General features: G+C 61.1%; 31 protein-coding genes and 4 tRNA genes. 28 read left to right on the forward strand and 7 right to left on the reverse strand.

The window, feature by feature from the left end:
* Positions 1-113 precede the first annotated feature (113 nt).
* The 5 genes from clpB to B2Y33_RS12055 all read left to right on the forward strand — a co-directional run bounded on the left by clpB (position 114) and on the right by B2Y33_RS12055 (position 4554).
* Positions 114-2678 carry an ATP-dependent chaperone ClpB gene (gene clpB, locus B2Y33_RS12035; RefSeq protein WP_023533276.1) on the forward strand — a complete coding sequence of 855 codons (2565 nt, stop codon included), beginning with the start codon at positions 114-116 and terminating at the stop codon, positions 2676-2678.
* Between the two features lie 467 nt (positions 2679-3145).
* Positions 3146-3221 (forward strand) — tRNA-Asn (locus B2Y33_RS12040).
* Positions 3222-3225: 4 nt separating this feature from the next.
* Positions 3226-3302 (forward strand) — tRNA-Pro (locus B2Y33_RS12045).
* A 6-nt stretch (positions 3303-3308) separates the two neighbouring features.
* Positions 3309-3384 (forward strand) — tRNA-Lys (locus tag B2Y33_RS12050).
* A gap of 123 nt (positions 3385-3507) precedes the next feature.
* On the forward strand, positions 3508-4554 hold the full coding sequence (locus B2Y33_RS12055) for an NAD(P)/FAD-dependent oxidoreductase (RefSeq protein ID WP_260507332.1): 1047 nt from the start codon (positions 3508-3510) through the stop codon (positions 4552-4554).
* Between the two features lie 35 nt (positions 4555-4589).
* Here B2Y33_RS12055 and B2Y33_RS12060 read toward each other — a convergent pair whose 3' ends face one another.
* Together B2Y33_RS12060 and B2Y33_RS12065 are read right to left on the reverse strand one after the other, a co-directional pair.
* Positions 4590-5885: an NAD(P)/FAD-dependent oxidoreductase gene (locus B2Y33_RS12060; RefSeq protein WP_027915703.1), complete on the reverse strand. Its 1296-nt coding sequence runs from the start codon at positions 5883-5885 to the stop codon at positions 4590-4592.
* Between the two features lie 349 nt (positions 5886-6234).
* Positions 6235-6864 carry a DUF1780 domain-containing protein gene (locus B2Y33_RS12065; protein WP_023533234.1) on the reverse strand — a complete coding sequence of 210 codons (630 nt, stop codon included), beginning with the start codon at positions 6862-6864 and terminating at the stop codon, positions 6235-6237.
* Between the two features lie 146 nt (positions 6865-7010).
* On the opposite strand from B2Y33_RS12065, the gene B2Y33_RS12070 reads away from it, so the two are divergent.
* Positions 7011-7694 carry an energy-coupling factor ABC transporter permease gene (locus tag B2Y33_RS12070; protein WP_027915704.1) on the forward strand — a complete coding sequence of 228 codons (684 nt, stop codon included), beginning with the start codon at positions 7011-7013 and terminating at the stop codon, positions 7692-7694.
* A 48-nt stretch (positions 7695-7742) separates the two neighbouring features.
* Here the strand turns inward: B2Y33_RS12070 and yacG are convergent, their stop codons facing one another.
* From yacG to B2Y33_RS12090, 4 genes are read right to left on the reverse strand one after another with little or no spacing between them, the layout of a single operon-like run.
* Positions 7743-7943, reverse strand: coding sequence for a DNA gyrase inhibitor YacG (gene yacG / locus B2Y33_RS12075; protein ID WP_027915705.1), 201 nt, complete (start codon positions 7941-7943; stop codon positions 7743-7745).
* Positions 7940-8563: a dephospho-CoA kinase gene (coaE, locus tag B2Y33_RS12080; protein WP_027915706.1), complete on the reverse strand. Its 624-nt coding sequence runs from the start codon at positions 8561-8563 to the stop codon at positions 7940-7942. The genes yacG and coaE overlap by 4 nt, the downstream gene beginning before the upstream one ends.
* Positions 8560-9429, reverse strand: a complete 870-nt coding sequence (locus B2Y33_RS12085) for a prepilin peptidase (RefSeq protein WP_049695406.1) — start codon at positions 9427-9429, stop codon at positions 8560-8562. The genes coaE and B2Y33_RS12085 overlap by 4 nt, the downstream gene beginning before the upstream one ends.
* 1 nt (position 9430) lies before the next feature.
* Positions 9431-10639 (reverse strand): type II secretion system F family protein, encoded by a 1209-nt coding sequence (locus B2Y33_RS12090; protein WP_196110195.1) that lies wholly within the window; start codon positions 10637-10639, stop codon positions 9431-9433.
* A gap of 213 nt (positions 10640-10852) precedes the next feature.
* Between B2Y33_RS12090 and B2Y33_RS12095 the strand changes: the two genes are divergently transcribed.
* From B2Y33_RS12095 to B2Y33_RS12200, 22 genes are all read left to right on the forward strand, one after another.
* Entirely contained in the window at positions 10853-11263 is a 411-nt protein-coding gene (locus B2Y33_RS12095) for a pilin (protein ID WP_027915709.1), read from the forward strand.
* Positions 11264-11333: 70 nt separating this feature from the next.
* Positions 11334-11409: transfer RNA gene (locus B2Y33_RS12100), tRNA-Thr, on the forward strand.
* Positions 11410-11569: 160 nt separating this feature from the next.
* Positions 11570-12892 carry a tyrosine-type recombinase/integrase gene (locus tag B2Y33_RS12105; protein WP_181074052.1) on the forward strand — a complete coding sequence of 441 codons (1323 nt, stop codon included), beginning with the start codon at positions 11570-11572 and terminating at the stop codon, positions 12890-12892.
* A gap of 55 nt (positions 12893-12947) precedes the next feature.
* Complete coding sequence (locus B2Y33_RS12110) at positions 12948-13736, forward strand: DUF6387 family protein (protein WP_181074051.1); 789 nt, start codon at positions 12948-12950, stop codon at positions 13734-13736.
* A 95-nt stretch (positions 13737-13831) separates the two neighbouring features.
* Positions 13832-14089 (forward strand): helix-turn-helix transcriptional regulator, encoded by a 258-nt coding sequence (locus tag B2Y33_RS12115; protein ID WP_181074050.1) that lies wholly within the window; start codon positions 13832-13834, stop codon positions 14087-14089.
* Positions 14090-14443 (forward strand): hypothetical protein, encoded by a 354-nt coding sequence (locus B2Y33_RS12120; protein WP_181074049.1) that lies wholly within the window; start codon positions 14090-14092, stop codon positions 14441-14443.
* Between the two features lie 320 nt (positions 14444-14763).
* A complete protein-coding gene (locus B2Y33_RS12125) occupies positions 14764-14991 on the forward strand; it encodes a hypothetical protein (RefSeq protein ID WP_058603146.1) in 228 nt (75 codons plus the stop codon).
* A complete protein-coding gene (locus B2Y33_RS12130) occupies positions 14991-15140 on the forward strand; it encodes a hypothetical protein (RefSeq protein WP_178102750.1) in 150 nt (49 codons plus the stop codon). The genes B2Y33_RS12125 and B2Y33_RS12130 overlap by 1 nt, the downstream gene beginning before the upstream one ends.
* Positions 15137-15469, forward strand: a complete 333-nt coding sequence (locus tag B2Y33_RS12135) for a hypothetical protein (protein ID WP_181074048.1) — start codon at positions 15137-15139, stop codon at positions 15467-15469. The genes B2Y33_RS12130 and B2Y33_RS12135 overlap by 4 nt, the downstream gene beginning before the upstream one ends.
* Positions 15466-15765, forward strand: a complete 300-nt coding sequence (locus B2Y33_RS12140; RefSeq protein ID WP_181074047.1) for a hypothetical protein — start codon at positions 15466-15468, stop codon at positions 15763-15765. The genes B2Y33_RS12135 and B2Y33_RS12140 overlap by 4 nt, the downstream gene beginning before the upstream one ends.
* Entirely contained in the window at positions 15762-15977 is a 216-nt protein-coding gene (locus B2Y33_RS12145) for a hypothetical protein (RefSeq protein ID WP_058603143.1), read from the forward strand. The genes B2Y33_RS12140 and B2Y33_RS12145 overlap by 4 nt, the downstream gene beginning before the upstream one ends.
* On the forward strand, positions 15974-16690 hold the full coding sequence (locus B2Y33_RS12150; protein WP_058603142.1) for a hypothetical protein: 717 nt from the start codon (positions 15974-15976) through the stop codon (positions 16688-16690). Before B2Y33_RS12145 ends, B2Y33_RS12150 begins: the two co-directional genes overlap by 4 nt.
* Positions 16691-16692: 2 nt before the next feature.
* Complete coding sequence (locus B2Y33_RS12155) at positions 16693-16977, forward strand: hypothetical protein (RefSeq protein ID WP_206405833.1); 285 nt, start codon at positions 16693-16695, stop codon at positions 16975-16977.
* The gene (locus tag B2Y33_RS12160; RefSeq protein ID WP_060709044.1) at positions 16970-17197 is read left to right on the forward strand and encodes a hypothetical protein; all 228 of its coding nucleotides are present in this window, start codon (positions 16970-16972) and stop codon (positions 17195-17197) included. Before B2Y33_RS12155 ends, B2Y33_RS12160 begins: the two co-directional genes overlap by 8 nt.
* Positions 17194-18084 (forward strand): toprim domain-containing protein, encoded by an 891-nt coding sequence (locus B2Y33_RS12165; RefSeq protein WP_181074045.1) that lies wholly within the window; start codon positions 17194-17196, stop codon positions 18082-18084. The genes B2Y33_RS12160 and B2Y33_RS12165 overlap by 4 nt, the downstream gene beginning before the upstream one ends.
* Entirely contained in the window at positions 18071-19870 is a 1800-nt protein-coding gene (locus tag B2Y33_RS12170) for a DUF927 domain-containing protein (protein ID WP_181074044.1), read from the forward strand. Before B2Y33_RS12165 ends, B2Y33_RS12170 begins: the two co-directional genes overlap by 14 nt.
* A gap of 336 nt (positions 19871-20206) precedes the next feature.
* Positions 20207-20509 (forward strand): hypothetical protein, encoded by a 303-nt coding sequence (locus B2Y33_RS12175; RefSeq protein WP_058603137.1) that lies wholly within the window; start codon positions 20207-20209, stop codon positions 20507-20509.
* Positions 20506-21105 (forward strand): hypothetical protein, encoded by a 600-nt coding sequence (locus tag B2Y33_RS12180; RefSeq protein ID WP_181074043.1) that lies wholly within the window; start codon positions 20506-20508, stop codon positions 21103-21105. The genes B2Y33_RS12175 and B2Y33_RS12180 overlap by 4 nt, the downstream gene beginning before the upstream one ends.
* A gap of 3 nt (positions 21106-21108) precedes the next feature.
* Positions 21109-22053, forward strand: coding sequence for a hypothetical protein (locus B2Y33_RS12185; RefSeq protein ID WP_241015282.1), 945 nt, complete (start codon positions 21109-21111; stop codon positions 22051-22053).
* A gap of 66 nt (positions 22054-22119) precedes the next feature.
* A complete protein-coding gene (locus tag B2Y33_RS12190; protein WP_181074042.1) occupies positions 22120-22512 on the forward strand; it encodes a hypothetical protein in 393 nt (130 codons plus the stop codon).
* A 2-nt stretch (positions 22513-22514) separates the two neighbouring features.
* A complete protein-coding gene (locus B2Y33_RS12195; protein ID WP_058603133.1) occupies positions 22515-23105 on the forward strand; it encodes a tail assembly protein in 591 nt (196 codons plus the stop codon).
* Between the two features lie 68 nt (positions 23106-23173).
* Positions 23174-23587, forward strand: a complete 414-nt coding sequence (locus tag B2Y33_RS12200) for a hypothetical protein (protein ID WP_193754387.1) — start codon at positions 23174-23176, stop codon at positions 23585-23587.
* A 434-nt stretch (positions 23588-24021) separates the two neighbouring features.
* Here the strand turns inward: B2Y33_RS12200 and B2Y33_RS12205 are convergent, their stop codons facing one another.
* Positions 24022-24747 carry a hypothetical protein gene (locus B2Y33_RS12205; protein ID WP_181074041.1) on the reverse strand — a complete coding sequence of 242 codons (726 nt, stop codon included), beginning with the start codon at positions 24745-24747 and terminating at the stop codon, positions 24022-24024.
* Positions 24748-24932: the final 185 nt, after the last annotated feature.

Consider the following 24932-nt stretch of genomic DNA (forward strand, 5'->3'; position numbering starts at 1 on the left):
CGCTACGCTTGAATCTTCCAGAATCAGCCTTATCTATAAGACATCTCAGGCAGGTTTCTTCATAAACAGGCGCTGTCCATCGCTCCGACCTGCCCTTTACAGGAAGGTACATCATGCGAATAGACCGTTTGACCAGCAAGCTCCAGCTTGCAATATCCGATGCGCAATCCCTGGCCGTTGGCATGGACCACCCTGCCATCGAGCCTGTCCACTTGCTGCAGGCCCTGCTCGAACAGCAGGGTGGCTCCATCAAGCCACTGCTGATGCAGGTCGGCTTCGACATCAATAGCCTGCGTCAGGCCATGGTCAAGGAGCTCGACCAACTGCCGAAAATCCAGAACCCAACGGGCGACGTGAACATGTCGCAGGATCTGGCGCGCCTGCTCAACCAGGCAGACCGCCTGGCCCAGCAAAAGGGTGACCAGTTCATTTCCAGCGAGTTGGTAGTGCTGGCGGCCATGGATGAGAACAGCAAGCTGGGCAAGTTGCTGCTCAGCCAGGGCGTGAGCAAGAAAGCCCTTGAAAACGCCATCAATAACCTGCGCGGTGGCGCGGCCGTAAACGATGCCAACGCCGAGGAATCACGCCAGGCGCTGGACAAGTACACCGTCGACCTGACCAAGCGTGCCGAGGAAGGCAAGCTTGACCCTGTGATCGGCCGTGACGACGAAATCCGCCGCACCGTCCAGGTGCTGCAACGCCGTACCAAGAACAACCCCGTGCTGATCGGTGAGCCCGGCGTGGGCAAGACCGCCATTGCCGAGGGCCTCGCCCAGCGCATCATCAACGGCGAAGTGCCAGATGGCTTGAAAGGCAAGCGCCTGCTCGCCCTGGACATGGGGGCCCTTATTGCCGGCGCCAAGTACCGGGGTGAATTCGAGGAGCGCCTCAAAGGCCTGCTCAACGAACTGTCGAAGCAAGAAGGGCAGGTGATCCTGTTCATCGACGAATTGCACACCATGGTCGGCGCCGGTAAAGGCGAGGGTGCCATGGACGCAGGCAACATGCTCAAGCCTGCCCTGGCCCGTGGTGAACTGCACTGCGTAGGCGCCACCACCTTGAACGAATACCGCCAGTTCATCGAGAAGGATGCGGCCCTGGAACGTCGCTTCCAGAAGGTACTGGTGGAGGAGCCTAGCGAAGAGGACACCATCGCCATTCTGCGTGGCTTGAAAGAACGTTATGAAGTCCACCACAAGGTGGCCATCACCGACGGCGCTATCATCGCGGCGGCCAAGCTCAGCCACCGCTACATCACCGATCGTCAGTTGCCCGACAAGGCCATCGACCTGATCGACGAGGCAGCCAGCCGTATTCGGATGGAAATCGACTCCAAGCCAGAGGTGCTCGACCGTCTTGACCGCCGTCTGATTCAGCTGAAGGTCGAGTCCCAGGCACTCAAGAAAGAAGAGGATGAGGCTGCCAAGAAGCGCCTGGAGAAACTGACCGAGGAAATCGAGCGCCTGGAGCGTGAATATTCCGACCTCGAAGAGATTTGGGCGTCGGAAAAAGCTGAAGTCCAGGGTTCGGCCCAGATTCAGCAGAAGATCGAACAAGCGCGCCAGGAGCTCGAGGCCGCCCGCCGCAAAGGCGACCTGAGCCGCATGGCTGAGCTGCAGTACGGGGTTATCCCGGACCTGGAACGCAGCCTGCAGATGGTCGACCAGCACGGCAAGACCGATAACCAGTTGCTGCGCAACAAGGTCACCGAGGAAGAAATTGCCGAAGTGGTTTCCAAGTGGACGGGCATCCCAGTGTCCAAGATGCTGGAGGGCGAGCGCGAGAAGCTGCTGAAAATGGAAGCGCTGCTGCACCAGCGCGTCATTGGCCAGAGCGAGGCCGTTACTGCCGTGGCCAACGCGGTGCGCCGGTCCCGGGCAGGTCTGTCCGACCCCAACCGGCCCAGCGGCTCGTTCATGTTCCTCGGCCCGACCGGCGTGGGCAAGACGGAGCTGTGCAAGGCGCTGGCCGAATTCCTGTTCGACACCGAGGAAGCCATGGTGCGTATCGACATGTCCGAGTTCATGGAGAAACACTCCGTGGCGCGGCTGATCGGTGCACCGCCAGGCTATGTGGGGTACGAGGAGGGCGGTTACCTGACCGAGGCCGTGCGCCGCAAGCCGTATTCGGTGGTGCTGCTCGATGAGGTGGAGAAGGCTCACCCCGACGTCTTCAATGTGCTGTTGCAGGTGCTGGAAGACGGACGCCTGACCGACAGCCATGGCCGCACCGTGGACTTCCGCAATACGGTCATCGTGATGACGTCCAACCTGGGCTCGGCGCAGATTCAGGAGTTGGTGGGCGACCGCGAGGCGCAACGTGCCGCTGTAATGGATGCGGTAGGTGCGCACTTCCGTCCCGAGTTCATCAACCGGATCGACGAAGTGGTGGTGTTCGAACCGCTGGGCCGCGAGCAGATCGCCGGCATTACCGAGATCCAGCTGGGACGGCTGCGCAGCCGCCTGATGGAGCGTGAGCTTTCGCTGAGCTTGAGCCCGCAGGCCCTGGACAAGCTGATCGCAGTCGGTTACGACCCGGTGTATGGCGCGCGGCCGCTCAAGCGTGCGATTCAGCGATGGATCGAAAACCCGCTGGCGCAGTTGATCCTGTCGGGCAAGTTCGTGCCAGGTACGGCGATCACTGCCACCGTGGAAGGCGACGAGATCGTGTTTGCGTGATGTTGGTCGCATAGGATTGTTGGGGCCGTCTCGCGGCCAATGGGCCAGGCAGGCCCCGCGCGGTCAATGTAGGCGCGCCCTTGCCGGGGCGCCGGACCGGCCGTGATGGGACGCAACGCGGCCCCAACAACCTCTATGCTGTCTTCAAGGAGACCAGCTAACCCCCGTAAATCCGGGCCTTTGTACCCATCCAAGATAACTCGCTGAAATTTTTGAAATTTATGCTTGCATGATCAATCGAGTGGCCCTAATATACGCCGCGTTGTCAGGCACTAAGCGAATCACCAGCAACACCGGTGACCGCAAAACAACTTAGAAATCAGTAAGTTGAATGAAAAAAAGTTGTTGACAAGCAAAACGAAGAATGTAGAATAGCCGGCCTCAGCAGCGATAACGCGAAAGCGGATAGCCAAAGAGACCGAAGTTAACACAAGCTTCGAAGATGCAAGGTTGTACCGAAGTTCAGTTCCGCGATAGCTCAGTCGGTAGAGCAAATGACTGTTAATCATTGGGTCCCTGGTTCGAGTCCAGGTCGCGGAGCCAATCTCGGGGTGTAGCGCAGTCCGGTAGCGCGCCTGCTTTGGGAGCAGGATGTCAGGAGTTCGAATCCCCTCACCCCGACCATTTTCCGGGTCGTTAGCTCAGTTGGTAGAGCAGTTGGCTTTTAACCAATTGGTCGTAGGTTCGAATCCTACACGACCCACCATGTAAGAAGGGCATCTCGAATGAGATGCCCTTTTTCTTTTGTCTCGGTTTTTCCAAAGCCCTGTATTTTCCCGCAAATCCGCTATTCTGCCCTGTGTCTTTGGCAGTCTGGGGACCTATTGGCATGGGAGCCAACACATCAAGTGTCGTGGTCGTGGGTGGAGGCATCATGGGTGCTTCCATTGCGTGGCACCTTGCAAGGCTCGGTGCCCGGGTCACTGTTCTGGAGCAAGGGTCCCGCGCCGCCAGTGGCGTTACCCGTTGGTCCTATGGCTGGGTAGGCACCGCCAGCGCCAGTGCATCGGACAACCCGGCGGCATTTTCCTCCACGTTGCAGGCTATTGCCGATTTCAAACGGCTGGCGCTTGACCTCGGGCCTTTGCCGATTGCCGCCCGTGGCGCCATGGTGTGGTTGGAAAACGATGCACAAACGTCCGCCCTCATCAATCAGCAACGTTCTGCCGGCGTAAACCTTCAACCACTGAATGCCCAGCAGATAAGCGCCCTTGAGCCTTGCATGATCACGCCACCGGCCCTGGCGGCGTGGGCGCCGGACGATTTTGCCGTGGAGCCCGTTGCCTTGGCGAAGATGCTGTTGAGCGGCGCTGAGCAGGCCGGGGCAGAGATTCTCTACGGCCGGCGGGTCGATGGCATAGACACGCACAACGGACGCGTGACGGCCGCCAGGTGCACAGCGCAAACCTACGCCGCCGATACCGTGGTGCTGGCCAATGCCGGTGCCGCTATCGGCCTTGCAGCGGGTGTCGGTCTGCCCTTGCCCTTGCTTACCCGGCCTGCCGTACTGATGCGCTTCGCGGCGCCTGCCGGTGTAGTGCGGCACCTGGTCTGCGGTAATGGTTTGGAGTTACGCCCGGCATTGGAAGGGGGCGTGGCCTGCGCCGAAGAAGCGCCCGCCGAGGGTGAGGCAGGGTTGCCAGCCTTGGTCGAGCTTACGACCAAGGCCATCCGGCAGATGTTCATCGGCGCCACGGCGCTTTCGCTGCGCGCGGTCAGTATCGGGCACCGACCGATGACCCCGGAAGGCAAGCCTGTGATGGGTTACCTTCCTGGTGTCGAGGGGTTGTATACCTTGGTGGCACACCCTGGGATCGTGCTTGCGCCCCACCTCGGCCGTCTGGCAGCCGAGGAAATCGTACGAACGCGAAGCTAGCCGGGCGCCTGCGAACGCACCGGTCAGCAGCCAGGTCAGTGCAACTTCAGCCTTGGTTCGGTGCCGCGGCCAATCTTGCTGCCCAGCATCATCAGGGCCGTGCGGAAGAATCCGTACAACGCCATCTGGTGCATGCGATACAGCGACACGTAGAACATCCTTGCCAGCCAGCCTTCGAGCTTCACACTGCCCATCAAGTTACCCATCAGGTTACCCACTGCCGAGAATCGCGAGAGCGACACCAGCGAGCCATAATCCTTGTACTGGTAGGTCGGCAGCGGCTTGTTCTCCAGGCGTGCCTTGATGCTCTGTGCCAGCATTGAAGCCTGCTGGTGAGCTGCCTGCGCCCGGGGCGGCACGTTGCGATCGCTGTCTGGCTGCGGGCAGGCGGCGCAGTCACCGAAGGCGAAAATATCGTCATCACGGGTGGTTTGCAGGGTAGGACGTACGACCAGTTGGTTGATGCGGTTGGTCTCCAGGCCATCGATCTCCTTCAAGAAGCCCGGCGCCCGGATGCCCGCTGCCCAGACCTTCAGGCTGGCCTGGATCACTTCGCCGTCCTTGGTCTTGAGACCTTCAGCCGTCACTTCGCTGACAGCCGCGTTGGTCATTACTTTCACCCCAAGCTTCTCAAGGGTCTGATGCACGGGCACGCTGATGCGCTCCGGCAGTGCCGGCAGCACGCGTGGGCCCGCTTCGATCAGGGTGATGTGCATGTCCTTGGGTTGGATGCGATCCAGGCCGTAGGCCGCCAGCTCATGCGCCGCGTGGTGCAGCTCGGCAGCCAGCTCCACGCCCGTGGCACCCGCACCGACGATGGCCACGCTGATCTTTTCGCTGGCCACATCGCCTGCATGGGCGCGCAGGTAATGGTTAAGCAGTTGCTGATGAAAGCGCTCTGCCTGTTTGCGCGTGTCCAGGAACAGGCAATGCTGCGCCGCACCCAAGGTGCCAAAGTCGTTGGTGTTGGACCCGACGGCGATGACCAGGGTGTCGTAGGCAAGGGTGCGCGCGGGCAGCAACTCGCGACCATCTTCATCCAGCGTGGCAGCCAGCTGGATCCGCTTGCTCTCACGCTCCAGGCCACTCATGCGCCCCAGTTGGAAGTTGAAGTGGTTCCACTTGGCTTGCGCTACGTAGTTCAGTTCGTCTTCGGAGGAGTTCAACGAGCCGGCGGCCACTTCGTGCAGCAGCGGTTTCCAGATATGGGTGAGGTTGGTGTCCACCAGGGTGATGTCAGCTTGCTTGCGCTTGCCCAGGGTCTTGCCCAGGCGGGTCGCCAGTTCCAGGCCGCCGGCGCCGCCGCCGACAATCACGATGCGATGAGTCATGGGAATATCTCATAAGGTTTACGAAATTCTTGGCCCAACGGGCCGGTCGCACGGGGCATGAGGGGAGGGCGAGCGCAAGGCAGCTCATAGCTCCGGTCCACTCAACAGGTGCCTGACCCAAGACGACGGGGGTAGCGAGGTACTCGACACAGCGTCCCAAGGGCTTGCAGGTCATCATCGACACTGGCTGACACGCAGGGTTCAGGCGATGGGTCATGCTGGGCCTCTAGGCATAGACGTTCGCGCATCGGCAAACGCTACAGCGCACGCGCACGCGGCTGTGACAAATGATAATCCTTTCTATCGGCGCCGCCGAGTGTACGTCATCGCAAGCGATCACTGCATAGGATCAAAGACTGATCCCCACATCGAAGACGATGCTGCGCCCCAGGTTACCGCGTAGGAAATCCGGCGCATCTGGGTGGGCGAACAACACCCGGGCAAAGGTTGGCCCGACCAGCGACAGTGAGCGCCAGCCCTGGCGCAAGTACTCGGTGGGCGGCGGGAAGTGGGTGTTGAGGTCCAGCACCTCGCGTTTGAGACTGGCGAAGGCAATGATGTCCAGCTCGTTCAGGTCTAACCCGCGTTCACGGTAGTTGTGCGCTTTCTTGCGCAGGGTGGGCGCCAGCCTGCCCAGCAACTCGGTCGCACTGATGCGGCGAGGGCGTGCTTCGCGTCGCACCAGTTGCGCTAGTGAAAAGGCGCTGCGCCTGCGTTGCAGCTCTTCTCGCCATTCATCGTTAAGTCGGCGACCCTCGTCCAGCACGAAGAACACCTCGAAGGCCGCATCGCGGAACAGTACGTCAGGCGGCTCCTGGCCGGCGGGCGTGAAGTCGTCGTTGCGATAGGCGATATTCAGGCCTTGGAGCAGGCGCTGGCAGACCCAACGCTCGCGCTCCCATTTGCGGGCATTGGACAAGAAGGCGTTGGCTTGTTCGGCCTGGATGGTAAGCAGGCGCAGGTAATCGGAGTCATCCATGAAGCAAGCTTAGCTGTAATTTGATGACGATCAGGAGTTGATCGCGCCTTGAATCAATGAATTACCTGCCCTTTGGGCCAAAAGCACGCTGATGGCAATCCGTGTAGACTCGCATTTATCCATGCATTGATTGAGGTTATTCCTACATGATCAGCGCGCAGGTGCTGTCGGCAACAACGCTGACCGTTGGCTGGCTAGGCTACGTGCCACTGCTCGCGTGGGCCGCCAGTCAAGCCCGCTGGGTCGAGCTGGTCACGGACCGGCGGCGCCAGCACTTGCTGTTCGGCACTGTGGTTGGGTTGTTCGCGCTGTGGTTGGTTCGGCGCGATTTCGACACGGGCGTGTCCTACCACTTCATCGGCATGACCGCCGTCACCCTGCTGCTGGACTGGCCGCTGGCGGTACTGGGTGGCTTCATGGCGCAGCTGGGCCTGCTACTGCTCGGGCGTCAGGAGTTGGCTGGGTTAGGGGTCAACGGTCTGCTGCTGGTCGGCCTGCCGGTCCTGGTCACCGAAGCCTGTGCCATCGCGGTGGAACGAGCGCAGCCGCGAAATCTTTTCGTGTACATCTTTTGCTCAGGGTTTTTCCCGGCGGCACTGACGGTGGCCGTGTGCCTCACCGCCGCGCTGGGGCTGCTCTGGCTCGATGGCCTGTTCGCCATGCCAGAGTGGCTAAGTGATTTTGTGGGCTACCTGTGGCTGATGATGTTTCCCGAAGCGTTCATCAACGGAACCGTGATCAGCGCACTGGTGGTCTTTTGCCCTGAATGGCTGGAGACGTTCAACCGCACTCGATACCTGCAGGCTCCCTGGAAAGAAGGGGGTGACTGAAAGCCATGCCCCCTGCACAGCGTCTACGGGGTGTGTTTCTCCAAAGAATCAGTGACGAGGCTCTAGATCCCCCGAATACAATTCGTCTTCCGAGTCCTCGGCCCCGGGAATCTTGTGCTCCTCGGACGCCCAGGCGCCCAGGTCGATCAGTTTGCAACGGTCGGAGCAGAACGGCCGGAAGGTATTCTTATCGTTCCATTCCACAGGTGCGCCGCAGGTCGGGCAATCGACGGTCAATGGCTGGCTCATGGCTGGCCTCCTCGTAAAGTCAGGTAAAAGTTGTGCAATCGGTCGATCTGCGCATGCAAGTGGCCCAGGTCGCCGTCATTGACCACCACGTCATCGGCATGGTGCAGGCGTTCTTCACGCGGCAGCTGGGCCTGAAGAATGGCCTGCACCTGTTCGGCGCTGGTGTGGTCGCGGGCAAGGGTGCGTGCTACCTGCAGTGTTTGCGGTACGTCGATGACCAGTACGCGCTGAGTTTTTCGATACTGCCCCGACTCGATCAGCAGGGGCGAGACATACACCGCATAGGGCGATTGCCCTTTGGCCAGGTAACTGAAAATCTCCTGGCCGATCAGCGGATGCAGCAATTGCTCCAGCCATTTGCGCTGCGCCGGGTCGGTGAAGATCAACTGGCGCAGCGCGGCACGGTCAAGCTGCCCATCGGCCTGCAGCACGGCGGGGCCGAAGTGCTCGACGATGCTCGCCAGAGCCGGGCGTCCGGGCTCGACCACCCAGCGCGCCGCCTGGTCGGCATCGACCAGGTGCACGCCAAGCTCGACAAAGCGCTCGGCTGCGGCGCTCTTGCCGCTGCCGATGCCGCCGGTAAGGCCCAGAATCCAGGGTGTTGTGGCCGCTGTGGTCATTGGGATCCAAGCAGTTGCATGTAGGAGGGGGATATTTCATCATCCCAGAGCACGGCAATCCACCCTGCAATGGCCAGATAAGGCCCAAAGGGCATTGCCGCCCCCATGGCATGCCGACGCAACGCGATCAGGCACAGCCCTATGAATGCGCCTGCTACCGAAGACAGCAAAAGGGTTAGCGGCAATGCCTGCCAGCCACCCCAGGCACCGATGAGCGCCATCAACTTGAAGTCACCGTACCCAAGGCCTTCCTTGCCGGTCAGCAGCTTGAATGTCCAGTAGACGGCCCACAGGCTCAGATAACCCAGCACGGCACCCCATAGCGCATCGCCAAGTGGCGCGAACCCATCGCCAGCATTGACGATCAGCCCCAGCCACACTGCCGGCAGCACCAGTACGTCGGGCAAAAGCTGATGATCCGCATCGATCAGGCTCAGCGTCAGCAGGCACCAGGTCAGCAGCAGCGCGTAGAGCGCTTGCTCCGACGGGCCGAAGCGCCAGGCAATCGCCACCGACAACACAGTACAGGCCACCTCGACCAACGGATAGCGCATGCTGATTTGGCCCTTGCACCCCCGGCAACGGCCATTGAGTGCCAGGTAACTGAGCACAGGAATGTTCTGCCACGCACGGATGACGTGCTTGCACAGAGGGCAATGCGAGCCGGGCAACCATAGATCGAACCGCGCAGACGTACTCAAAGGTAACTTCAGCACCTCTTGCGCAGTGCGTCGCCATTGCCGCTTGAGCATGATCGGCAAACGATACGCCACGACATTGATGAAGCTGCCTGCCAGCAGACCGAGCAGCGCGGCCCAGGCGATGAAGTGCGCAGGTTCCATGCCCTGCAGTGTCCATACCGTCATATCAGATCAGGCTACCCAGTTGGAAAATCGGCAGATACATCGCCACCACCAGTCCACCGACCAGCACCCCCAGCACCAGCACGATGGCCGGCTCCAGCAGACTGGCCAGCTGGTCCAAAGCCTGGCTGACCTGGTCCTCATAGTGGCTCGCAGCCTTGTCCAGCATCTGGTCCAACGTGCCGCTGGCCTCGCCGATCGCCGCCATTTGCACCAGCAAGGGAGGAAACACGCGTTCCTCGGCCATCGCCTGATTGAGCACCCGACCGTTTTCCATTGCCTGCCGCAACCGCATCACCGCCTGCTCGTGAAGCTCACTACCGCACGCGCTGGCCACTGTGCCCAGCGCGTCCAGCAACGGTACCCCAGCCGCATAACTGGTCGCCAGGCTGCGGGCGAACCGTGCCAGCGCGGCCTGCCCCAATAGCGCCCCGAACACCGGCATTCTCAGCAGTTGCTGTGCGCACCATAGGCGTGTTGGTGCATGCTGGCGATACCGCTGGCGCCCACCGACGCCCAGCAGCACCCCCACAAGCGCCATCCAGGGCGCCACCTGCCCGAACCCCGCAGACAGGTCTATCACCCACTGGGTGAGGGCGGGCAATGCCGTACCCATGCCAGCGAACATCGACTCGAACTGCGGAATCACTTCCAGCAACAGGATGGTCGAAACTCCCAACCCTGTAAGGAACAGCAGAATGGGATAGGCCATCGCCTTTCGGACTTTCTTCTCAAGCGTACGCCGCTGCTCCAACATGCACGCCAACTGTTCGAGCTGCCGATCCAGCGTCCCCGACTGCTCACCTACCCGCACCAGATTGCAGTACAACCCATCGAACCAGTGAGGATGGCGCTGCAAGGCATCCGCCAGCCCCAACCCTGCGCCCAAGTCTTTTTTCAGCGCCAGCAGCACCGCCGCCTGCCCTTCGGGGCAGCCGCTACGGCTCATCACCTCGAACGCCTGCAACAAAGGCACCCCCGCTCGCAGCAAGGTCGCCAGCTGCCGACTGAAGCCCGCAGTGTCCGGCCTGGCCTGCCAACGCGGCCAGCTCAGTGCCAGCCCACCCGCTGGCCGTACCCGCGCCACCGTGATGCCCTGGCGAATCAGCGCAGCCTGTACATAGGCCGGGCTGCGCCCCGTGGTCTTGCCGCTGACGTGGGCGCCGCTGGCGTCCGTCCCCTGCCAGGTGTAGAGATGCGTAGATGACGTCATTCACATGTCCTATTCGTCCCTGCGACAAGCCTGGAAACAGCTTGCCCCGTCCCTGGAAAGGCGCGCCTTTCCGATGGTCACTAGAGTAGTGCAGCGAGGGCAAAGCCCAAGCGGGCAGGGGTGACAAAAGGTGTCTGTTCAGGCCTACTGCGCCGCTGCCGGTCGAGGCAAGCCTGACCTCACTGAGTCTGCGTATCGAAAAGGAAATTGTTCATGAAAGGGCAACGCGGCATCACCCTGATCGAACTGATGATCGTCGTCGCGATCATCGGCATTCTGGCGACCATCGCCTTACCGATGTACACCAACCACCAAGCCCGCTCCAAGGCCGCCGCCGGCTTGCTGGAAATCAGCGCCCTGAAAACCGCGATGGACCTGCGCCTGAACGAAGGCCGCGACGTCACCGACGTCGCCAGCCTCGGCGGCCAGCCCAGCACCGCCCACTGCGCGATCACCGCCACCGGCAAGGCCACAGATGCCAGCGGCCGTATCGTCTGCACCCTGGTCGACGCCCCCGCGACCGTGTTGGGCAAGGCCCTGACCCTGACCCGCTCAGCGACCGGTTGGGCCTGCACCACCGACATCGAAACCGACCTCGCACCCAAAGGCTGCGCCGCGCCGTGAGGGTGGCGGAATAAATGAGCGGAAACAGGGGTTTGCGTAACGGGTGCAGCAGTGGTACGTTGCGCTACACGCCGGTGTAGCTCAGTCGGTAGAGCAGCGCACTCGTAACGCGAAGGTCGCAGGTTCGATTCCTGTCTCCGGCACCATCCAGCTGTTCCGTTACGTCTCTCCTTGTACACGGAACCCCTGAAAAGCCCGCCAAGCGCGGGCTTTCTTGTTTCTACCTGTCTCGTTCTGTCTCTAGGCATATACCGATTTTAGGTATACGTTAGGGTATACGCCGGTTCGACGAGAAAACGTATACCTATGGCACGCACCGTTACGCCCCTCTCAGACCCCAAATGTGAGGCCGCCAAGCCGCGGGACAAGGACTACACCCTGTTTGACGGCCAGGGCCTGTTCCTGCTGGTCAAGAGGAACGGCAGCAAGATCTGGCGCATGAAGTTCAAGCGGCCTGATGGCAGGGAGGGGCTGGCCACCTTCGGCAACTATCCGGCGCTGAAGCTCAAAGCTGCCCGTGAGCGCCGGGCCGAAGCGCTGGAGTTGTTGGCGCATGGCAAAGACCCGATCGAGAGTGCTAGGCAGGGGAAGGTCGAAGCGGCGAACGCGAGGGCCAACACCTTCGGTGTGCTGGCCAAGGACTGGCACGACGCCTGTTCTAAAAAATGGTCACTAGGCCATGCCGCGACTGTGTGGCGGCGGATCGAAACTTATCTGCTCCCCGCCCTGGGCCAGCGCCCGGTGGCTGGCCTCAAGACCCGCGACCTGCTGGCGCCGCTCAAGGCGGTGGAGAAGCGCGAAGTTCTGGATACCGCTGGCCGGCTACGGCAGTACATGACCGGAATCATGCGTATGGCCGTACAGCATGGGCACATCGACACCAACCCAGCAGTGGATCTACAGGGCGCAACCGCCACCCGTAAGACCGTTCACAGGCCTGCGCTGGCGCTGGATCGGCTGCCCGAGCTGCTGCAAAGAATCGACAGCGACACCGGTCGACCGCTGACCATGTTGGCAACACAGCTCACCCTGCTGGTTTTCATCCGGTCCAGCGAGCTGCGGTTTGCACGCTGGCCAGAGATCGACACCGGCCGCTCCATGTGGGAGATCCCGGGCGAGCGCCAGCAGATCGAAGGCGTGAAGAACTCGCATCGCGGCTCCAAGATGAGCACGCCCCACCTAGTGCCGCTGAGTCGCCAAGCCCTGGCCACGCTTGAGCAGGTGCGCCAACTGACCGGGCGCTTCGACCTGGTGTTTGCAGGTGACAGCAACCACTGGAAGCCGATGAGCGAGAACACGGTGAACAAGGCGCTTCGGCGCATGGGCTACGACACAAAAACCGAAGTGTGCGGGCATGGGTTCAGGGCTATGGCCTGTTCCGCTCTGGTCGAGTCAGGGCTGTGGAGCAAGGACGCGGTAGAGCGACAGATGAGCCACCAAGAGCGCAACAGCGTGCGAGCCGCCTACATCCACAAGGCCGAGTACATCGAGGAACGCCGGCTGATGGTTCAGTGGTGGGCGGATTATCTCGAAGCCAATAAAGAGACACACATCACCCCCTACGACTTTGCGCATAGGGATGGACACGTTGCGAATGCCGTGCGAGGCATCTTCGGTAAGCGAGCGTGAAGACTGGCTGCTCCTCGGATAGACTGCCGGCGCTGGTATATGGAGAGGTCTGGCTATGGCCAAGATTGAAAGTGTGAAGGATCTGCCGAGTTGGTTCAGTCTCGTCAAGTACGAGGCTTCTGCTCGCTTTGATGCGGTGGAGTGGTACAGGCAACTGCTGGAACGGCAGAGCTTGTTCATAGAGGCTTTAGATAGCCGAGAGCCAAATTCGCTTCTACCAGACTGGTACCCGGGAGCAGTTGGTGACCTTCGTGAGTCGCCGCTTGAGCTCCCCGAGTCGATTAATGATGTAGAGGTGAAGCGACTCGCCGTTAGCTCTCTCCGAGCATATGACTTGCGGATCACCGCTTTTGAGGAAATGCACAGGCTGGGTCGCAATAATTCGAGCGGTGTGGACTACCACGTGCTATTTGACGGCTCGTGGCAGACAAAGATTTCGGTGCTTACACCTGGATCGAATGTGAAGCAGCCTGCGGTGGTCGTCGATCTGGGAGCGACCGATTCAACTCTGAAGGCCGCTTTTGCTGTTTGGCTTGCTGAGGCAAGAAGGGCGCAACCGGCCTCCGCTCCCAGTCGAAGTAAACCAAACTGGCGGCGCTGGGCCAGGTATGGACTGCTCCCATACATTGACCTCTGGATATGGTCCATTGAGACGGGGAGCCACATTCCTGACCGGGTCATGTCAGCCGCTATCTCTACCTATGACGCTGGCGAAGCCAACCTACGGAAGACTGTCGTGCCGCTTGCAAAGGATTTGTTGCTCGACCTCTCTGCCCTGCAGGCACTTGCTGCGATGGCAGGAGTGCAAAACTCATCTGCGAATTCGGAAAGTTTTGAGGGATAAAAGCTTCCGGACAGTTTTGGCTGCATAAACTCGGATCGTACTGATCGGGCCCGTTTCTTAATCTGCACCCGTCCTAACCACAACGGGAAGCAGATATGAACACGCTCAAGCCTACCCAAATCCCACCTATAATCCAGTTCGATCCAGCTAATACGATCATCCGCTTTCCCGAGGTCGAGGTCATCACCGGCCTGGCCCGCGCCACCGTATACAAGCGTCTCAAGGATGATCCGACTTTCCCCAGGCCAGTATCGCTGAGCAACAGCAAGTCGCGGGGCTCGCCCGTTGGATTCGTTCTGGCTGAGATTCAGGCCTGGGTGCGCCAGCGCATCGCATTGCGCGAGGTGGCATAAATGAAAAAGAGCCAGCCCCAAAGTAAGCAGGCCAGCCCGTCGCAAGGCAATGTTACCACCAGCAAGCCGCCGAGCAAGATCGCCCGGGTGTTAGCGTACATGTTGAATGACGGCAGCTTGCAACGCTTCGAGGCCGAACGCCTGGGCGACCACTGCTTGCACTCGACCATCAGCAGCCTGGCCAATGGCTATGGCCTGAAGTTCCAGCGCCAACTCGAGCGTGTACCTAATCACTGGGGCGAGCCTTGCACCGTGACCCGGTACACCCTTCCTGTCAGCGAGCGCCACCGCGCTAGCGCCGTGCTGGATATTCTGTGCTCGCCGTTGAAGCAGCGCCAGCGGGTGGCGGCATGATTAGTTTGGCGCTCAAGAACCGCGATGAACGGTCGATATTTCTGGTTGCAGGCAATCGTGATGCTCGGTATGGTTCGCCCGTCGCTGCCAATTCAGCGACCGGGTTTGGCGACCCGTCACACGTTAGGCGCATAGGCGCCCCCATCACGATTGCAGGCGCTTTTTTTGTGCCCGCAGTCCCGTGTTATGGCGGCTGTGCGCGGGAGACCTTCGGGTCTGCCGGGTTCCTAACGTCCCGGTTCGCCAACCTGCGTACAGCTGCCACCCCAAATCGTTTGGCGACGGTTCGTGGCAGCTCCTCAACGTTAGGAGCTCGACCCATGCACGCCCTCAATCCGTCCGAAATATCCCGCGAGCATCAGCGCGCCTACTGCTCAAAGCTGCTGAAGACGCTTACGCGCTACTCCACCCCCTCTGAGCTTTCCCGTATCACTGCCACCCTTGAAGGTGAGGTGGCGAAGACCTTGGCAACTCGCTTCGTCCCTGGCCTCAATGATGCAGCCTATGAGGTCTACCGCAGCTTCTGGCTGAAGGGTGGTGCCCAGTGATGAAGAACTTCAGCCTTCGCGCATACGCCCACCGCCGCCTGGCCCTGGCCGCACTTCGCGCTGACTCCAGCCTTGCCACGCGCCTCAAGCGCTACAACGCCGCCATGGCGAAAGCCCGCGCCCTGGAAGCGCAAGGCGGTGCCCAGTGACTTGCGTTCAACAGGCCGTCGAAGCTGTACAGGGCTTCATTCAATCTCAGGTTGTGGTCACCATGCCGGGCCAAGAGATGTTCCGCATTCCTCCGGTGATCGGCTGCGGCATTGCTACGGATATCGCGGCCATCGTGGGCGCTGATTTCCCGTCCGCATCAATCAGCATCCAAGGGCGCTGCCGCGGTTCCTTGGCGGGCCTGGATCATGCCTTGCGCGTATCAGAAGAAGTCTCCGCCGCGCTGGAGAAATGCCAGCGCCAGCCGCGCCCAGGCGCTGCGCTGGTTGAGCATTTCAAGGACGCAGCCCAAGTCGGGGGTGCCCAATGAATCACTTCCCGGCAGTAGCGGCTCTTGATGGTGAGGTTCTGTCTGAGGCGGTGCTGGATGCTCGCGAGATGTGCTACATGAATTTCGCCCGCGAAGAGCACAAGAAGCTGGAGAAGATCCTGCTCACGCTGGTGATCCCGGCGATGGGCGGGTATGACAACGAGCTGGCCTGCGACATTGCCCATCACCTCGAGCAGATCCAGTCGTTCAGTGGCAATTATTGCTGGCGCCACCGCCACCTTGGTGCCTCGCATGGTGTTGTTGGCCAGCCTGCTGCTAACGGAGGTCTTGTATGACTTCCGTTATCCAGTTGCCGAGCGATATCCAAGACGATCTGCGCGACGTACAAGGCGTGCTGGTACTACTGAGCATGGCTCTGGCGCTGATCGCCGCACCCACCACGCCAGTCATCGTCGCCCGCGTCACCGCAGTGATGGCGCAGCACACCGCCATGGCCTGGGCCGAGCTGCTGGACGGCGTGATTGCTGAGCAAGGGGGTGATCTGTGAAGACCGACACGACCCTGCGCATTACCCGCCGCCAGTATCGCCAGTTCGCAGAGTTGGCCAAGTCGAATGGGGTTGGCTTGACGTTGGACACCTTCACCAACCTGGGCGGCATTTGGGGCGAGTACAGCTGCTGGGCGCAGCCGATCATTCATGACGTGTCGAGTGACAGCCGCCTGTGTGATGAACGTATTGCTATCAAGCTGGCCACCAGTGTGAATGCTGGTGCTTTCCGTGGTACCCACCGCCCTGAGCTGGACTGGTCGGCGCTGGATGACAGCGAAATTTACCCGTTCATCGTCAGTCATGAGATCGGCCACCACGTCGACAATTTCGCGTACTGGGATATCGCCCTGATGCCTGATTTGGCAGCCCGCGATCGGTGCCACAAGGTGATGTACCGCGTGAACGAGATGCTTGCAGATCGCTATGCCTGGGAGCAGGTAAGGCCCGGCGAGCCACTGCCGCTGAGCGAGACAGGCAAGCGCTTGCAGGAGGAAATGGCTACCGACCTGGAGTTGCTCAACCAGCATATGCCTCGCACCCGCAGGGCGCCCAAGGCGCTGCCAAGTGGCCAGTACGCCTATGTGCCTGCCTCGATGCTGAAAACCGAGGAACTGGCCGCATTCGTCGGGCCGCACGTCTCCCCGGCGCTGATTGAACACACCCGAAACCGCCGCCGCGTCCATCGCCGCGACTCCAGATTGAGGGGTTAAAAATGACCAGTTTTCAACAGCGCCTCGCTGCGCTGACGGGATCGGCTTGCCCGAAGAAAGCCACCGAGCTGTTTTACGTGAGTCATCCGAAGGCCGAACGTGCGCTGCTGGGGCCGTTCTTGAGCCAGGCCGATGCCGAGTGCGGGCGCGTAGTTTTGCGTAGTGCTGAGGCGATGGTGACGGCCTGCCTCGTCGAGTCGCTGGACGAACTGACCTACTGGCACGCTGTGAACAACGGCCAGGTCTGCCGGGCCTTCGCTGGCGCCGAGGGGGTGAGCCATGAGTAAGGTTACGCCGATTCGCCGCAAGGGTGCCGGTGGTCCGCCGACTGCTGACGCCTACATCGACACCGCCAGCTATGCCCTGCTGGTGGAAACCCTGGTGGGCTTCTTGGAACTGCGCATTGCCGAGGGTGACGCTGGTCGTCACTGCCCTGAGTTGGAGCGCCTGACCAATCAACTGGAGCAGCTGGCCAAGCGCTTCACGCCACCGCGGGGGGCCGCATGACCGACGCGACGATCCTTTTTCGTGACGTGCTCCAGTCGGCCTACGGGCCGCTCGACTGGATGCCCCTGGACGATGGCGATATCCACCGCTTCCACGTTCCCGGCGACAAGCCTGGCACGCTCAATGGCTGGTACTGCCTGTTTGCTGATGGCATTGCCTCGGGCGCGTTCGGGAGCTGGAAGACGGGCGGCACCAACACCTGGTGTAGCCGTGAACCGGTGGACGCCCGCGAAGCCGAGCATGTGCGCCAGCGCATCGAGCAGGCCCGGCGACAGCGGGAGGCCGAACGGCAGCGGCGCCAGCTCAGAGCGGCCGGCCTGGCGCAGCGCTGGTGGCGTGATGCCCGTCGTGCTGATCCGGCCCACCCCTACCTGGTCGCCAAGGACATTCGAGCCCATGGTTTGCGCCAGCGTGGTGACGACCTGCTGGTCCCCCTGTATGCCGGTGGTGTGCTGGTGAACCTGCAACGGATCGCCCCGGACGGCGACAAGCGCTTCCTGTATGGCGGGCGGATCAAAGGCGCCTATTCGCCACTGGGGCGCATCACGCCGGGCAAGCCACTGTGTATCTGTGAGGGATGGGCCACGGGTGCCACGCTTCACGAAAGCGGCTACACGGTCGCTTGTGCGATGAACGCCGGGAACCTGAAACCGGTGGCGCTGGCGCTACGGGCCGACCACCCCGACACCGAAATCATCATCGCCGGCGACGACGACCGCCAGACCGAGGCCGAAGGCAAGGGCAATCCGGGGCGCACCGCCGCCCATGATGCCGCAGCCGCATGCGGTGGCCTGGTGACCTTCCCCGAGTGGCCTGCCGACGCGCCGCTGACCCTTACCGACTTCAACGACCTCGCCGCCTGGAGGTGCCGCCATGCGCCCGCCTGATACCAATGTCATCAACCTGCGCCCCGAAGCGCCCAGGGTCGAGCCTGATCGCCCGTGCTGGGGCGTGTACGAGCACTGGGTAACCAATGAAAAGGGCCGCAGGCTCAAGCCCGGCGTGTACTGGCACGGCTTCAAGCGCAGCGCCGGCGATGATGACAGCGACGACGACAAGGCCGACCGCCCGATCACTGACGAGTGGATCGCCACGCCGGTGACCGTCGCTGCCCGCACCACCAACAGCGACGATGGTAGCGAAGGCCGGTTTCTGCGCCTGCTCACCTACAGCGGTCCCAAGGAGTGGATCATTCCCATGGAGGTGTTCGGTGGGAGCGGCGAGGACGCCAGGCGGACGCTGTTCGGCATGGGCGTCATCATCGCCTTGAAGAAGCGCGGCCAGTTCATGGAGTACCTGCTGGACCAGCGCCCTGCAGAAGTGTTTGCCACCACCTGCCGCCCCGGCTGGCATGAGTCGGGCGCCTTTGTGCTGCCTGGGCGCACCATTGGCAGCGACAAGGTGCGCTACCAGGCCAGCGCCAAGGGACAGAACCTGTTCAGCGTGCGCGGTAGCCTGGAGGGCTGGAAGGTCGAGGTTGCGGCCAAGTGCGAGGGTAACCCGGTACTGACCTTGGCCATCGGCTGCGCCCTCGCTGGCCCGCTGCTGAGCCTGGTGGGCGTGCTGGGTGGCGGTGTTCACCTGGTGGGCGACAGCTCCAGCGGCAAGTCGCTGGCGCAACTGATCGGCTCGTCCGTATGGGGCGACCCAGGCATCTTCGCTGCGTCCTGGGACATGACCAAGGGCGGCCTGGAGATCGAGGCGTCCAGCCGTAACGACACCATGCTGCCCCTGGACGAGATCAAGAGGGCCGACCCCAAGCGCGTACAGGAAATGGCCTATTCGCTCGCCAACGGCCAGGGCAAGGGCACCATGACCCGTGATCGGGAGGCCCGCGGAAAACTGAGCTGGCGCCTGCTGGCGCTTTCCAGCGGTGAGCGCTCTCTGTCCGAGCACGCGGCCATCAGCGGCAATGCCGCCCATGCTGGCGCCGAGCTGCGTATGGTCGACGTGAATGCCGGTACCCGCACACACCGCGCCTTCGATGAATTGCATGGCCTGGAGGGCGCCGACTTCCACCGCCAGCTCACGGTGGCCGTAGGAGCGAACCACGGACACATCGGGCCGGCTTTCGTGGAGAAGCTGCTGGCCAGCGATGACCGCCCCGGCCTGCTCGAGGACTTCGCCGGCATCCGCGCCCAGTTCGTCGAAGACAACGCCCAGGCCGGGCGGGTGGCGGATCGCTTCGCGGTGATCGCGCTGGCGGGGGAGATGGCCATTGCCTATGGCCTGCTGCCCTGGACACCGGGTACCGCTCTGGCCGACTGCCAGTTGCTGTATGGCGAGTGGCTGAGCCGGGTGGGTGGTGGCAATGCCGAGGACCGCCAGATCCTGGCCGGCATCCTCGACTTCATCGACAAGCACGGCAGCAGCCGTTTTTCGGACGTAGAAGACCAGACGCCGGACACCAAGGTGTTCAACCGCGCCGGGTACTGGGAGGTGGTCGGCGTCAAGCGACTGTACCTGTTCAACAAGTCCGCACTGACCGAGGCCGCCCATGGTCACGGGCTGGCGCGGGTTGTGAAAGCGCTGGAAGGCGCTGGTGCTCTCGCCAAGCACGATACCGACCGGGACAGCCGCAGGACCAAGAAGTACCGCCTGCCTGCTGGTGGGTCTGCCCGGCTGTATGTGATCGACCCCGACGCCATGGATAGCGAAGGCGGTGGCCTATGACCGTCATCACCACCCAACGCCATTGCCCGAATTCACAGGAACCTAAAAACGTGGGGAACAGGGGGAACGGGGGAACAGCCAGCAAATACGCGGCCTGTAGCCGTTCCCCCTTATTGAAGTGTTGGGGAACAGGGGGAACACAAACATGTTTTTGAATATAAGCGCCATTTCTGACCCTTCTGTTTGGTTATCACTGTTCCCCCGTTTTTCGGGTGGGGAACACGTACCCCCGCTGGAGGCCCCGGAAACACTGGGTGTTCCCCGCGTTCCCCCGTTCCCCCGATTTTTTTTCACAGACACATTTGGGCGTTACGGGAATCCGTGTGAGGTGTCGCCATGAGCCTCCTTTCCGACCTGCTCAATCACACGCCGCCGAACGTTGCTGGTGCTGGCAAACCACCCATGGCGAAACGCACCCCGGATCGTCCGCGCCTGGTGCTGGTCGAGCCTGCCCAATTGCCACCCAGCCCATACGCCAACGCCGCCAATGCCACGCCTGAATGGCGCCAGGCCCGCGACCGGTACATCAGCCATGTGATGACCTGCCGGGGCTGCTATGCGCCTGCTGGCCGCCATTGCCTGATCGGTGCCGAGTTGCGCGCCACCTACGACAACACGCCCATGGAGGCCCACCCATGACGCTCACACCGACCATGCGCCTGTGCGATATCGCCTTGAAGCCAGGTATCAGCGCCAGCACGCAACTCATCACCACCCGGCGCATCTGCCGCAACATCAGCCGCAACCTTGATGCGATCCACGCTGAGCGACGTGCCATGCGCCGCCAGGCGGGCAAGCTGAAAGCGTTTCTGCCGTTCACCCGACAGGCCATTGCCGATCTGGAGGAACAGGCACAGACGCACCGAACGGTTGAGCGCGCCAAGGCGCTGGTGGCGCTGGCCGGGTTCGGCCAATCGCTGCTGTTCGACCATGACGGGCTGGCCAAAGCCCTGGGGTTCGTCCGCCTGTGCGACCTGCTGAGCGTGAATACGGTGGAGCGCGAGCGGGCTAGGCAGGAGGGCGTCACCAGCCTGGAAGGCCTGGTGTTCACCAATGCGCTGGAGGACAGCGCAGAGCGCCGGGCGCAGGAGTGGAATGACGCGCCGCTGTTCAACGCCTGTCACGCGGCTATGGCGGACTTCATCAGGGACTGCCCCGATGGCGTGTTGCCTGACCCATTCGCACCTGGGGCGCCGTTCGGGCCGAAGCTGCCACCGAAACTGAGGGTGGTATGAACCATGACCGCGCCAGCAATGAAACAGGCGGATTCAGCCGCCAAGACGAAACAGCGGGTTTCAGACGATCAGCGCCGGCAGGTGCTGGACCTGCGCCGCCGTCACTCGCTGCGTGAGGTGGCCGAGATCACCGGCCTGCCGCTGGGAACGGTGAAGACCCTGGTTTCACGCTCCGGGGCGTTCCGCGACAACGAGCAGCATCGCGCCATGTTCACACTGCCGCCGATCAGCGCCAGCACCGAGACCCTCCCGAGCGTGCCCGAGCTGCCGCCGCAGGAGGTGGTCACAGGCGACAAGGAGGTGGATGCGGTGCTGTGGCTGCGCTCGATCATCAACACCGGTCAGGCCGTTCTGATTGACCGGGCCATGGAGGGCGTCAAGAAGATCAAAACGTCGCTCGATGTGCTGGAGAAGCGCTACACGGCTCACCTGATAGCCACCAACCCCGGCAACCCATTCGCCGCCATGTCGTCGTTCGGCTTCGCTGACCTGGAGGCGCTGGCCACTCGGGCTATCGAGCGGCACCGGCTGAGGCTGGAGGGTAACGCTCGCTTCGGTGATGCCCTGCTGGCTGACACCGAGGCGGAAACGTTCTGCATCGATGCGCTGCGCGGGCTGGAGGCTACCGGCCAACTCGGTGACTTCGACAAGAGCGAAGTGGCTGCCCGGTTCAACGCCCACCCTGAGCTGCTGCCTCACACCTTGGCGGACTGCCTGTACGAGCTGGGCTACTGGGATCACCTGTACCGGCTGCGCAACGCCGTAGACCGAGACGCCAGCGATGGGCCGCCCGAAGCGACGGCGCGTGACTGGTTCGTGTTCGGCCTGCTGGCGCAAATCAGGCCACGCGATAAGGCCGAGGCGCTGGCGGTATTCCGCTACTTGATCGCCAGCCAGCGAGACGACATGGCGGAGTCAGAGGCGATTCTTTGCAACCTGATCGGGTGACCGGCCCGATCAACCACACCACCGGGCATCTGCCCACAACAAGCGCCAGCGGCGCCAGAGGTACCCATGACAGAACCAAGCAACAGCAGCACCTCACAGCCAACACACCGTGAGCGCTTTGCGGAGGCCTGCAAGAGCACGGACTTCGAAGAGCACCCAACAATGGTGGCCGGTTACAAGGTCTGGAACGTGTCCGACATTGTGAAGGGCGGGCGTAAAGACTTCGATGGCCCGTACTTCACTGAGGAAGAGGCGAAGATCGCAGAGGAGCTTTGGCAAGCAACATCAGAGCGCAAGTGCGCCCGTGCCGAGGTGGCCTTCCACTGCGCGGCCTGGAACCCAGATCCACGACGAGAAAAGGCCATCCGAGAGGATGCGATGGCCGCTCGCATGATCCTTGCCGAGTTGATCGGCGCCGCTGTTCCCAAATCAAGCGCAACTGGCGCAGAGGAAAAATAACGATGGCCGCTATCGTTCGTAGTACCCCAGAGATGACCACTGTGTACCTGTCAGGCCCGCTGATTCGGAAGTTCTTCCGCAAGAAGGACTACCTGCTGGACAGCCAAAACACCTGGGAGGTCTTTCGGGCCCTGAAGGCAACGCTGGAAGGCTTTGAACAAGAGATTAAGCGACTTGAAGCGCTGGGCATGAAATTCGCCATCTTCAGGAATCGGAAGAACGTTGGAGCGAATGAGTTCGATCGGGGAGGAGCCAGGGAGGTGCGCATCGTCCCTGTCATCGCCGGCAGTAAACGCGGCGGTGTTCTGCAAACTGTGTTGGCAGCTGTCCTGATTGTTGTTGGTGTGGTTGCCCAGCAGCCATACCTGGTTCAAGCAGGTGTGGCCGTAGGTGTTGGAGGAGTAATGCAAATGCTTAGCTCCCAGGCCAAGGGTCTCTCTCAAAGTGGAGCCCCTGAAAATCTTCCGAGCTATGCATTCGGCTCAGCGCGAAATACCACTGCCAGCGGCAACCCTGTCCCTATTTGCATTGGAGAGCGTCGCTGGGGCGGGGCGATCATCTCTGCCTCAATTGTTGCGGAGGACAAGGCGTAAAGGGAATTTGTGTAGTCACTGGGGCGTGTTACTTTCAGCGCCCCTGTGCGCAACCAATGGATGATCGTATGCGTATCGCCTATATCGCCTTTGCCGGAATGGCTTTGCTGTCTGGCTGTGCAACATCCCCTGTTCCTTCTTCCCAAGCAGATCCTGTTCCAGCGAGCCGCTTGATGGCGTTTCAGAAAGTACCTGCCAGCCCCTATGGAACGCTTGTCGTGACCCGCGACTCAGGCTTCACCGGTAGTGCCTGCAATACCATCCTTTACATTGACGGTAATCGGTCAGCTGAAATAGCTTCGGGGGAAAGCGCCAGATTCTACCTTGAGCCGGGCGAACGAATCGTCGGGGTCAACTCTACTACCCTATGCGGTGGTGGCCTGAAGGAGCGTTCATTCGTGTTGGATGCTGGCGGCATCAAGAAATACCGCATCTCGATCGATACCAGCATGAGCATGGATCTCTCGCCTACCGCGTTTTAGCCAGCTTGTGTCTTGCACTACACGCGCCACGAAATGCGACCTCACCGTTTTGTGGCGCGAGACAGACCAAAACGTCTCACTCGGGCCATATCGTCTGTCCCGTTGAGCTGGCGGCCAGGCCGCTTGAGCAGGGCTGGTAACCAAGGGTGGTAACAGCACCTGGTAACCAGCCTGACCGTGGTGACCGACACTCCCAGCGGTAGCGCTCACCGTTGACAATTTTAACAGGCTGGAAGGCTGACCAGCCCCGGCCAGGCGCTAACATTTGCTAACAGGGCAGGCGCTCGGATGGCGCCGCCGGGCCGTTCTGATGTCAACATCTGGCCTCGTCTCGACACGTTAGCTCGGGTACTCGTTTTGCTAGGTTGATACTGACTCCTGTAATAGGTGTCTAGGTTCGGCTCCTACTGCATTGATAGCGGGTATGGCGGCAATTACAGGTGGCTCCTGTAATGCGCCCACCATGCCTCCGCCTCGCTAAGCAGACCTTGCACATCATTTTCCGTCGAAACGCCAGATTTCAACGAGTCACGCAACTCCTGGAATGTGTTGAATGGCAAGCCGCCATTTGCTGCCTGCTCGTTCATTATTATTTCAATGTGTCGTTTATTTTTTTCTGAGCAGTGCTCCATAGACCTAACCATGTCAAGTGCCACTTCAAGAGATTTGGCTGGGTCTCTATCCCACAAATGCTTGCGTGTCATGAAGCTTTCAATAGCTGGACCGATCTTGGCTTCGCAGAAAAATATAATGACAGTGAGGAAAGGTGAAAATCGCGAGAAAGACTTTCCTCCCCTCGCAGTTAGTACCGGTGGAGCTAGAGGGCAAGTGGTGCCATTCACGTCGACACCCGCGCTTGTTAAGTCCGCACCTCTATGAATCATGGCGTGGCGAAGGAGTCGAAGGTACTGGAAGTTATTTGTTCCCGAGTGTCCGCCATACCCATCAAGTGCAGCCACCATGTAGTCATTAAATGAGTCGTCGAAGTCGATCAGGATCTCCATTGCGCTAACGATATAGAGGAAATATTCACCGTAGTATTGACGAGCATTAGCGGCGAAATTTGAGGCGTTCAGCGACTCAAAGCCTCGGTAAGCCTCTACCTTTCGAGACCAGTACCAATCAAGGCCGTCGAGTAATTCGCCGTGTTTATCGTCCATCCAGAAACTCCTTAAGTATTTGGGATGAGCTGTCACAATGAGCACAAGCCAGCTCCAACTATAAGTACGCAGCCAGGTACGCGCTGCTGATACGCTTTCAGGCGCCGGTACCGGGCCAGTTCGCACCGGTGGTTCGCACAGAAAGTTCGCATCTCTCAAGGCGCGAACCTGGGCGGAGTCATAGT

Source organism: Pseudomonas sp. UBA5666 (assembly GCF_002420785.1).
Classification (GTDB): domain Bacteria; phylum Pseudomonadota; class Gammaproteobacteria; order Pseudomonadales; family Pseudomonadaceae; genus Aquipseudomonas; species Aquipseudomonas fulva.

Coding starts and splice junctions, on each gene's coding strand:
- B2Y33_RS12200 (WP_193754387.1), top strand. CDS start 23,174: ATGCGTATCGCCTATATCGCCTTTGCCGGAATGGCTTTGCTGTCTGGC.
- B2Y33_RS12155 (WP_206405833.1), top strand. CDS start 16,693: ATGACCAGTTTTCAACAGCGCCTCGCTGCGCTGACGGGATCGGCTTGC.
- B2Y33_RS12175 (WP_058603137.1), top strand. CDS start 20,207: ATGAGCCTCCTTTCCGACCTGCTCAATCACACGCCGCCGAACGTTGCT.
- B2Y33_RS12065 (WP_023533234.1), bottom strand. CDS start 6,864: ATGGATGACTCCGATTACCTGCGCCTGCTTACCATCCAGGCCGAACAA.
- B2Y33_RS12165 (WP_181074045.1), top strand. CDS start 17,194: ATGACCGACGCGACGATCCTTTTTCGTGACGTGCTCCAGTCGGCCTAC.
- B2Y33_RS12125 (WP_058603146.1), top strand. CDS start 14,764: ATGCACGCCCTCAATCCGTCCGAAATATCCCGCGAGCATCAGCGCGCC.
- B2Y33_RS12130 (WP_178102750.1), top strand. CDS start 14,991: ATGAAGAACTTCAGCCTTCGCGCATACGCCCACCGCCGCCTGGCCCTG.
- B2Y33_RS12195 (WP_058603133.1), top strand. CDS start 22,515: ATGGCCGCTATCGTTCGTAGTACCCCAGAGATGACCACTGTGTACCTG.
- B2Y33_RS12105 (WP_181074052.1), top strand. CDS start 11,570: ATGGCACGCACCGTTACGCCCCTCTCAGACCCCAAATGTGAGGCCGCC.
- B2Y33_RS12205 (WP_181074041.1), bottom strand. CDS start 24,747: ATGGACGATAAACACGGCGAATTACTCGACGGCCTTGATTGGTACTGG.
- B2Y33_RS12115 (WP_181074050.1), top strand. CDS start 13,832: ATGAACACGCTCAAGCCTACCCAAATCCCACCTATAATCCAGTTCGAT.
- B2Y33_RS12145 (WP_058603143.1), top strand. CDS start 15,762: ATGACTTCCGTTATCCAGTTGCCGAGCGATATCCAAGACGATCTGCGC.
- B2Y33_RS12085 (WP_049695406.1), bottom strand. CDS start 9,429: ATGACGGTATGGACACTGCAGGGCATGGAACCTGCGCACTTCATCGCC.
- B2Y33_RS12070 (WP_027915704.1), top strand. CDS start 7,011: ATGATCAGCGCGCAGGTGCTGTCGGCAACAACGCTGACCGTTGGCTGG.
- yacG (WP_027915705.1), bottom strand. CDS start 7,943: ATGAGCCAGCCATTGACCGTCGATTGCCCGACCTGCGGCGCACCTGTG.
- coaE (WP_027915706.1), bottom strand. CDS start 8,563: ATGACCACAGCGGCCACAACACCCTGGATTCTGGGCCTTACCGGCGGC.
- B2Y33_RS12060 (WP_027915703.1), bottom strand. CDS start 5,885: ATGACTCATCGCATCGTGATTGTCGGCGGCGGCGCCGGCGGCCTGGAA.
- clpB (WP_023533276.1), top strand. CDS start 114: ATGCGAATAGACCGTTTGACCAGCAAGCTCCAGCTTGCAATATCCGAT.
- B2Y33_RS12185 (WP_241015282.1), top strand. CDS start 21,109: ATGACCGCGCCAGCAATGAAACAGGCGGATTCAGCCGCCAAGACGAAA.
- B2Y33_RS12140 (WP_181074047.1), top strand. CDS start 15,466: ATGAATCACTTCCCGGCAGTAGCGGCTCTTGATGGTGAGGTTCTGTCT.
- B2Y33_RS12170 (WP_181074044.1), top strand. CDS start 18,071: ATGCGCCCGCCTGATACCAATGTCATCAACCTGCGCCCCGAAGCGCCC.
- B2Y33_RS12160 (WP_060709044.1), top strand. CDS start 16,970: ATGAGTAAGGTTACGCCGATTCGCCGCAAGGGTGCCGGTGGTCCGCCG.
- B2Y33_RS12090 (WP_196110195.1), bottom strand. CDS start 10,639: ATGACGTCATCTACGCATCTCTACACCTGGCAGGGGACGGACGCCAGC.
- B2Y33_RS12055 (WP_260507332.1), top strand. CDS start 3,508: ATGGGAGCCAACACATCAAGTGTCGTGGTCGTGGGTGGAGGCATCATG.
- B2Y33_RS12120 (WP_181074049.1), top strand. CDS start 14,090: ATGAAAAAGAGCCAGCCCCAAAGTAAGCAGGCCAGCCCGTCGCAAGGC.
- B2Y33_RS12190 (WP_181074042.1), top strand. CDS start 22,120: ATGACAGAACCAAGCAACAGCAGCACCTCACAGCCAACACACCGTGAG.
- B2Y33_RS12180 (WP_181074043.1), top strand. CDS start 20,506: ATGACGCTCACACCGACCATGCGCCTGTGCGATATCGCCTTGAAGCCA.
- B2Y33_RS12095 (WP_027915709.1), top strand. CDS start 10,853: ATGAAAGGGCAACGCGGCATCACCCTGATCGAACTGATGATCGTCGTC.
- B2Y33_RS12110 (WP_181074051.1), top strand. CDS start 12,948: ATGGCCAAGATTGAAAGTGTGAAGGATCTGCCGAGTTGGTTCAGTCTC.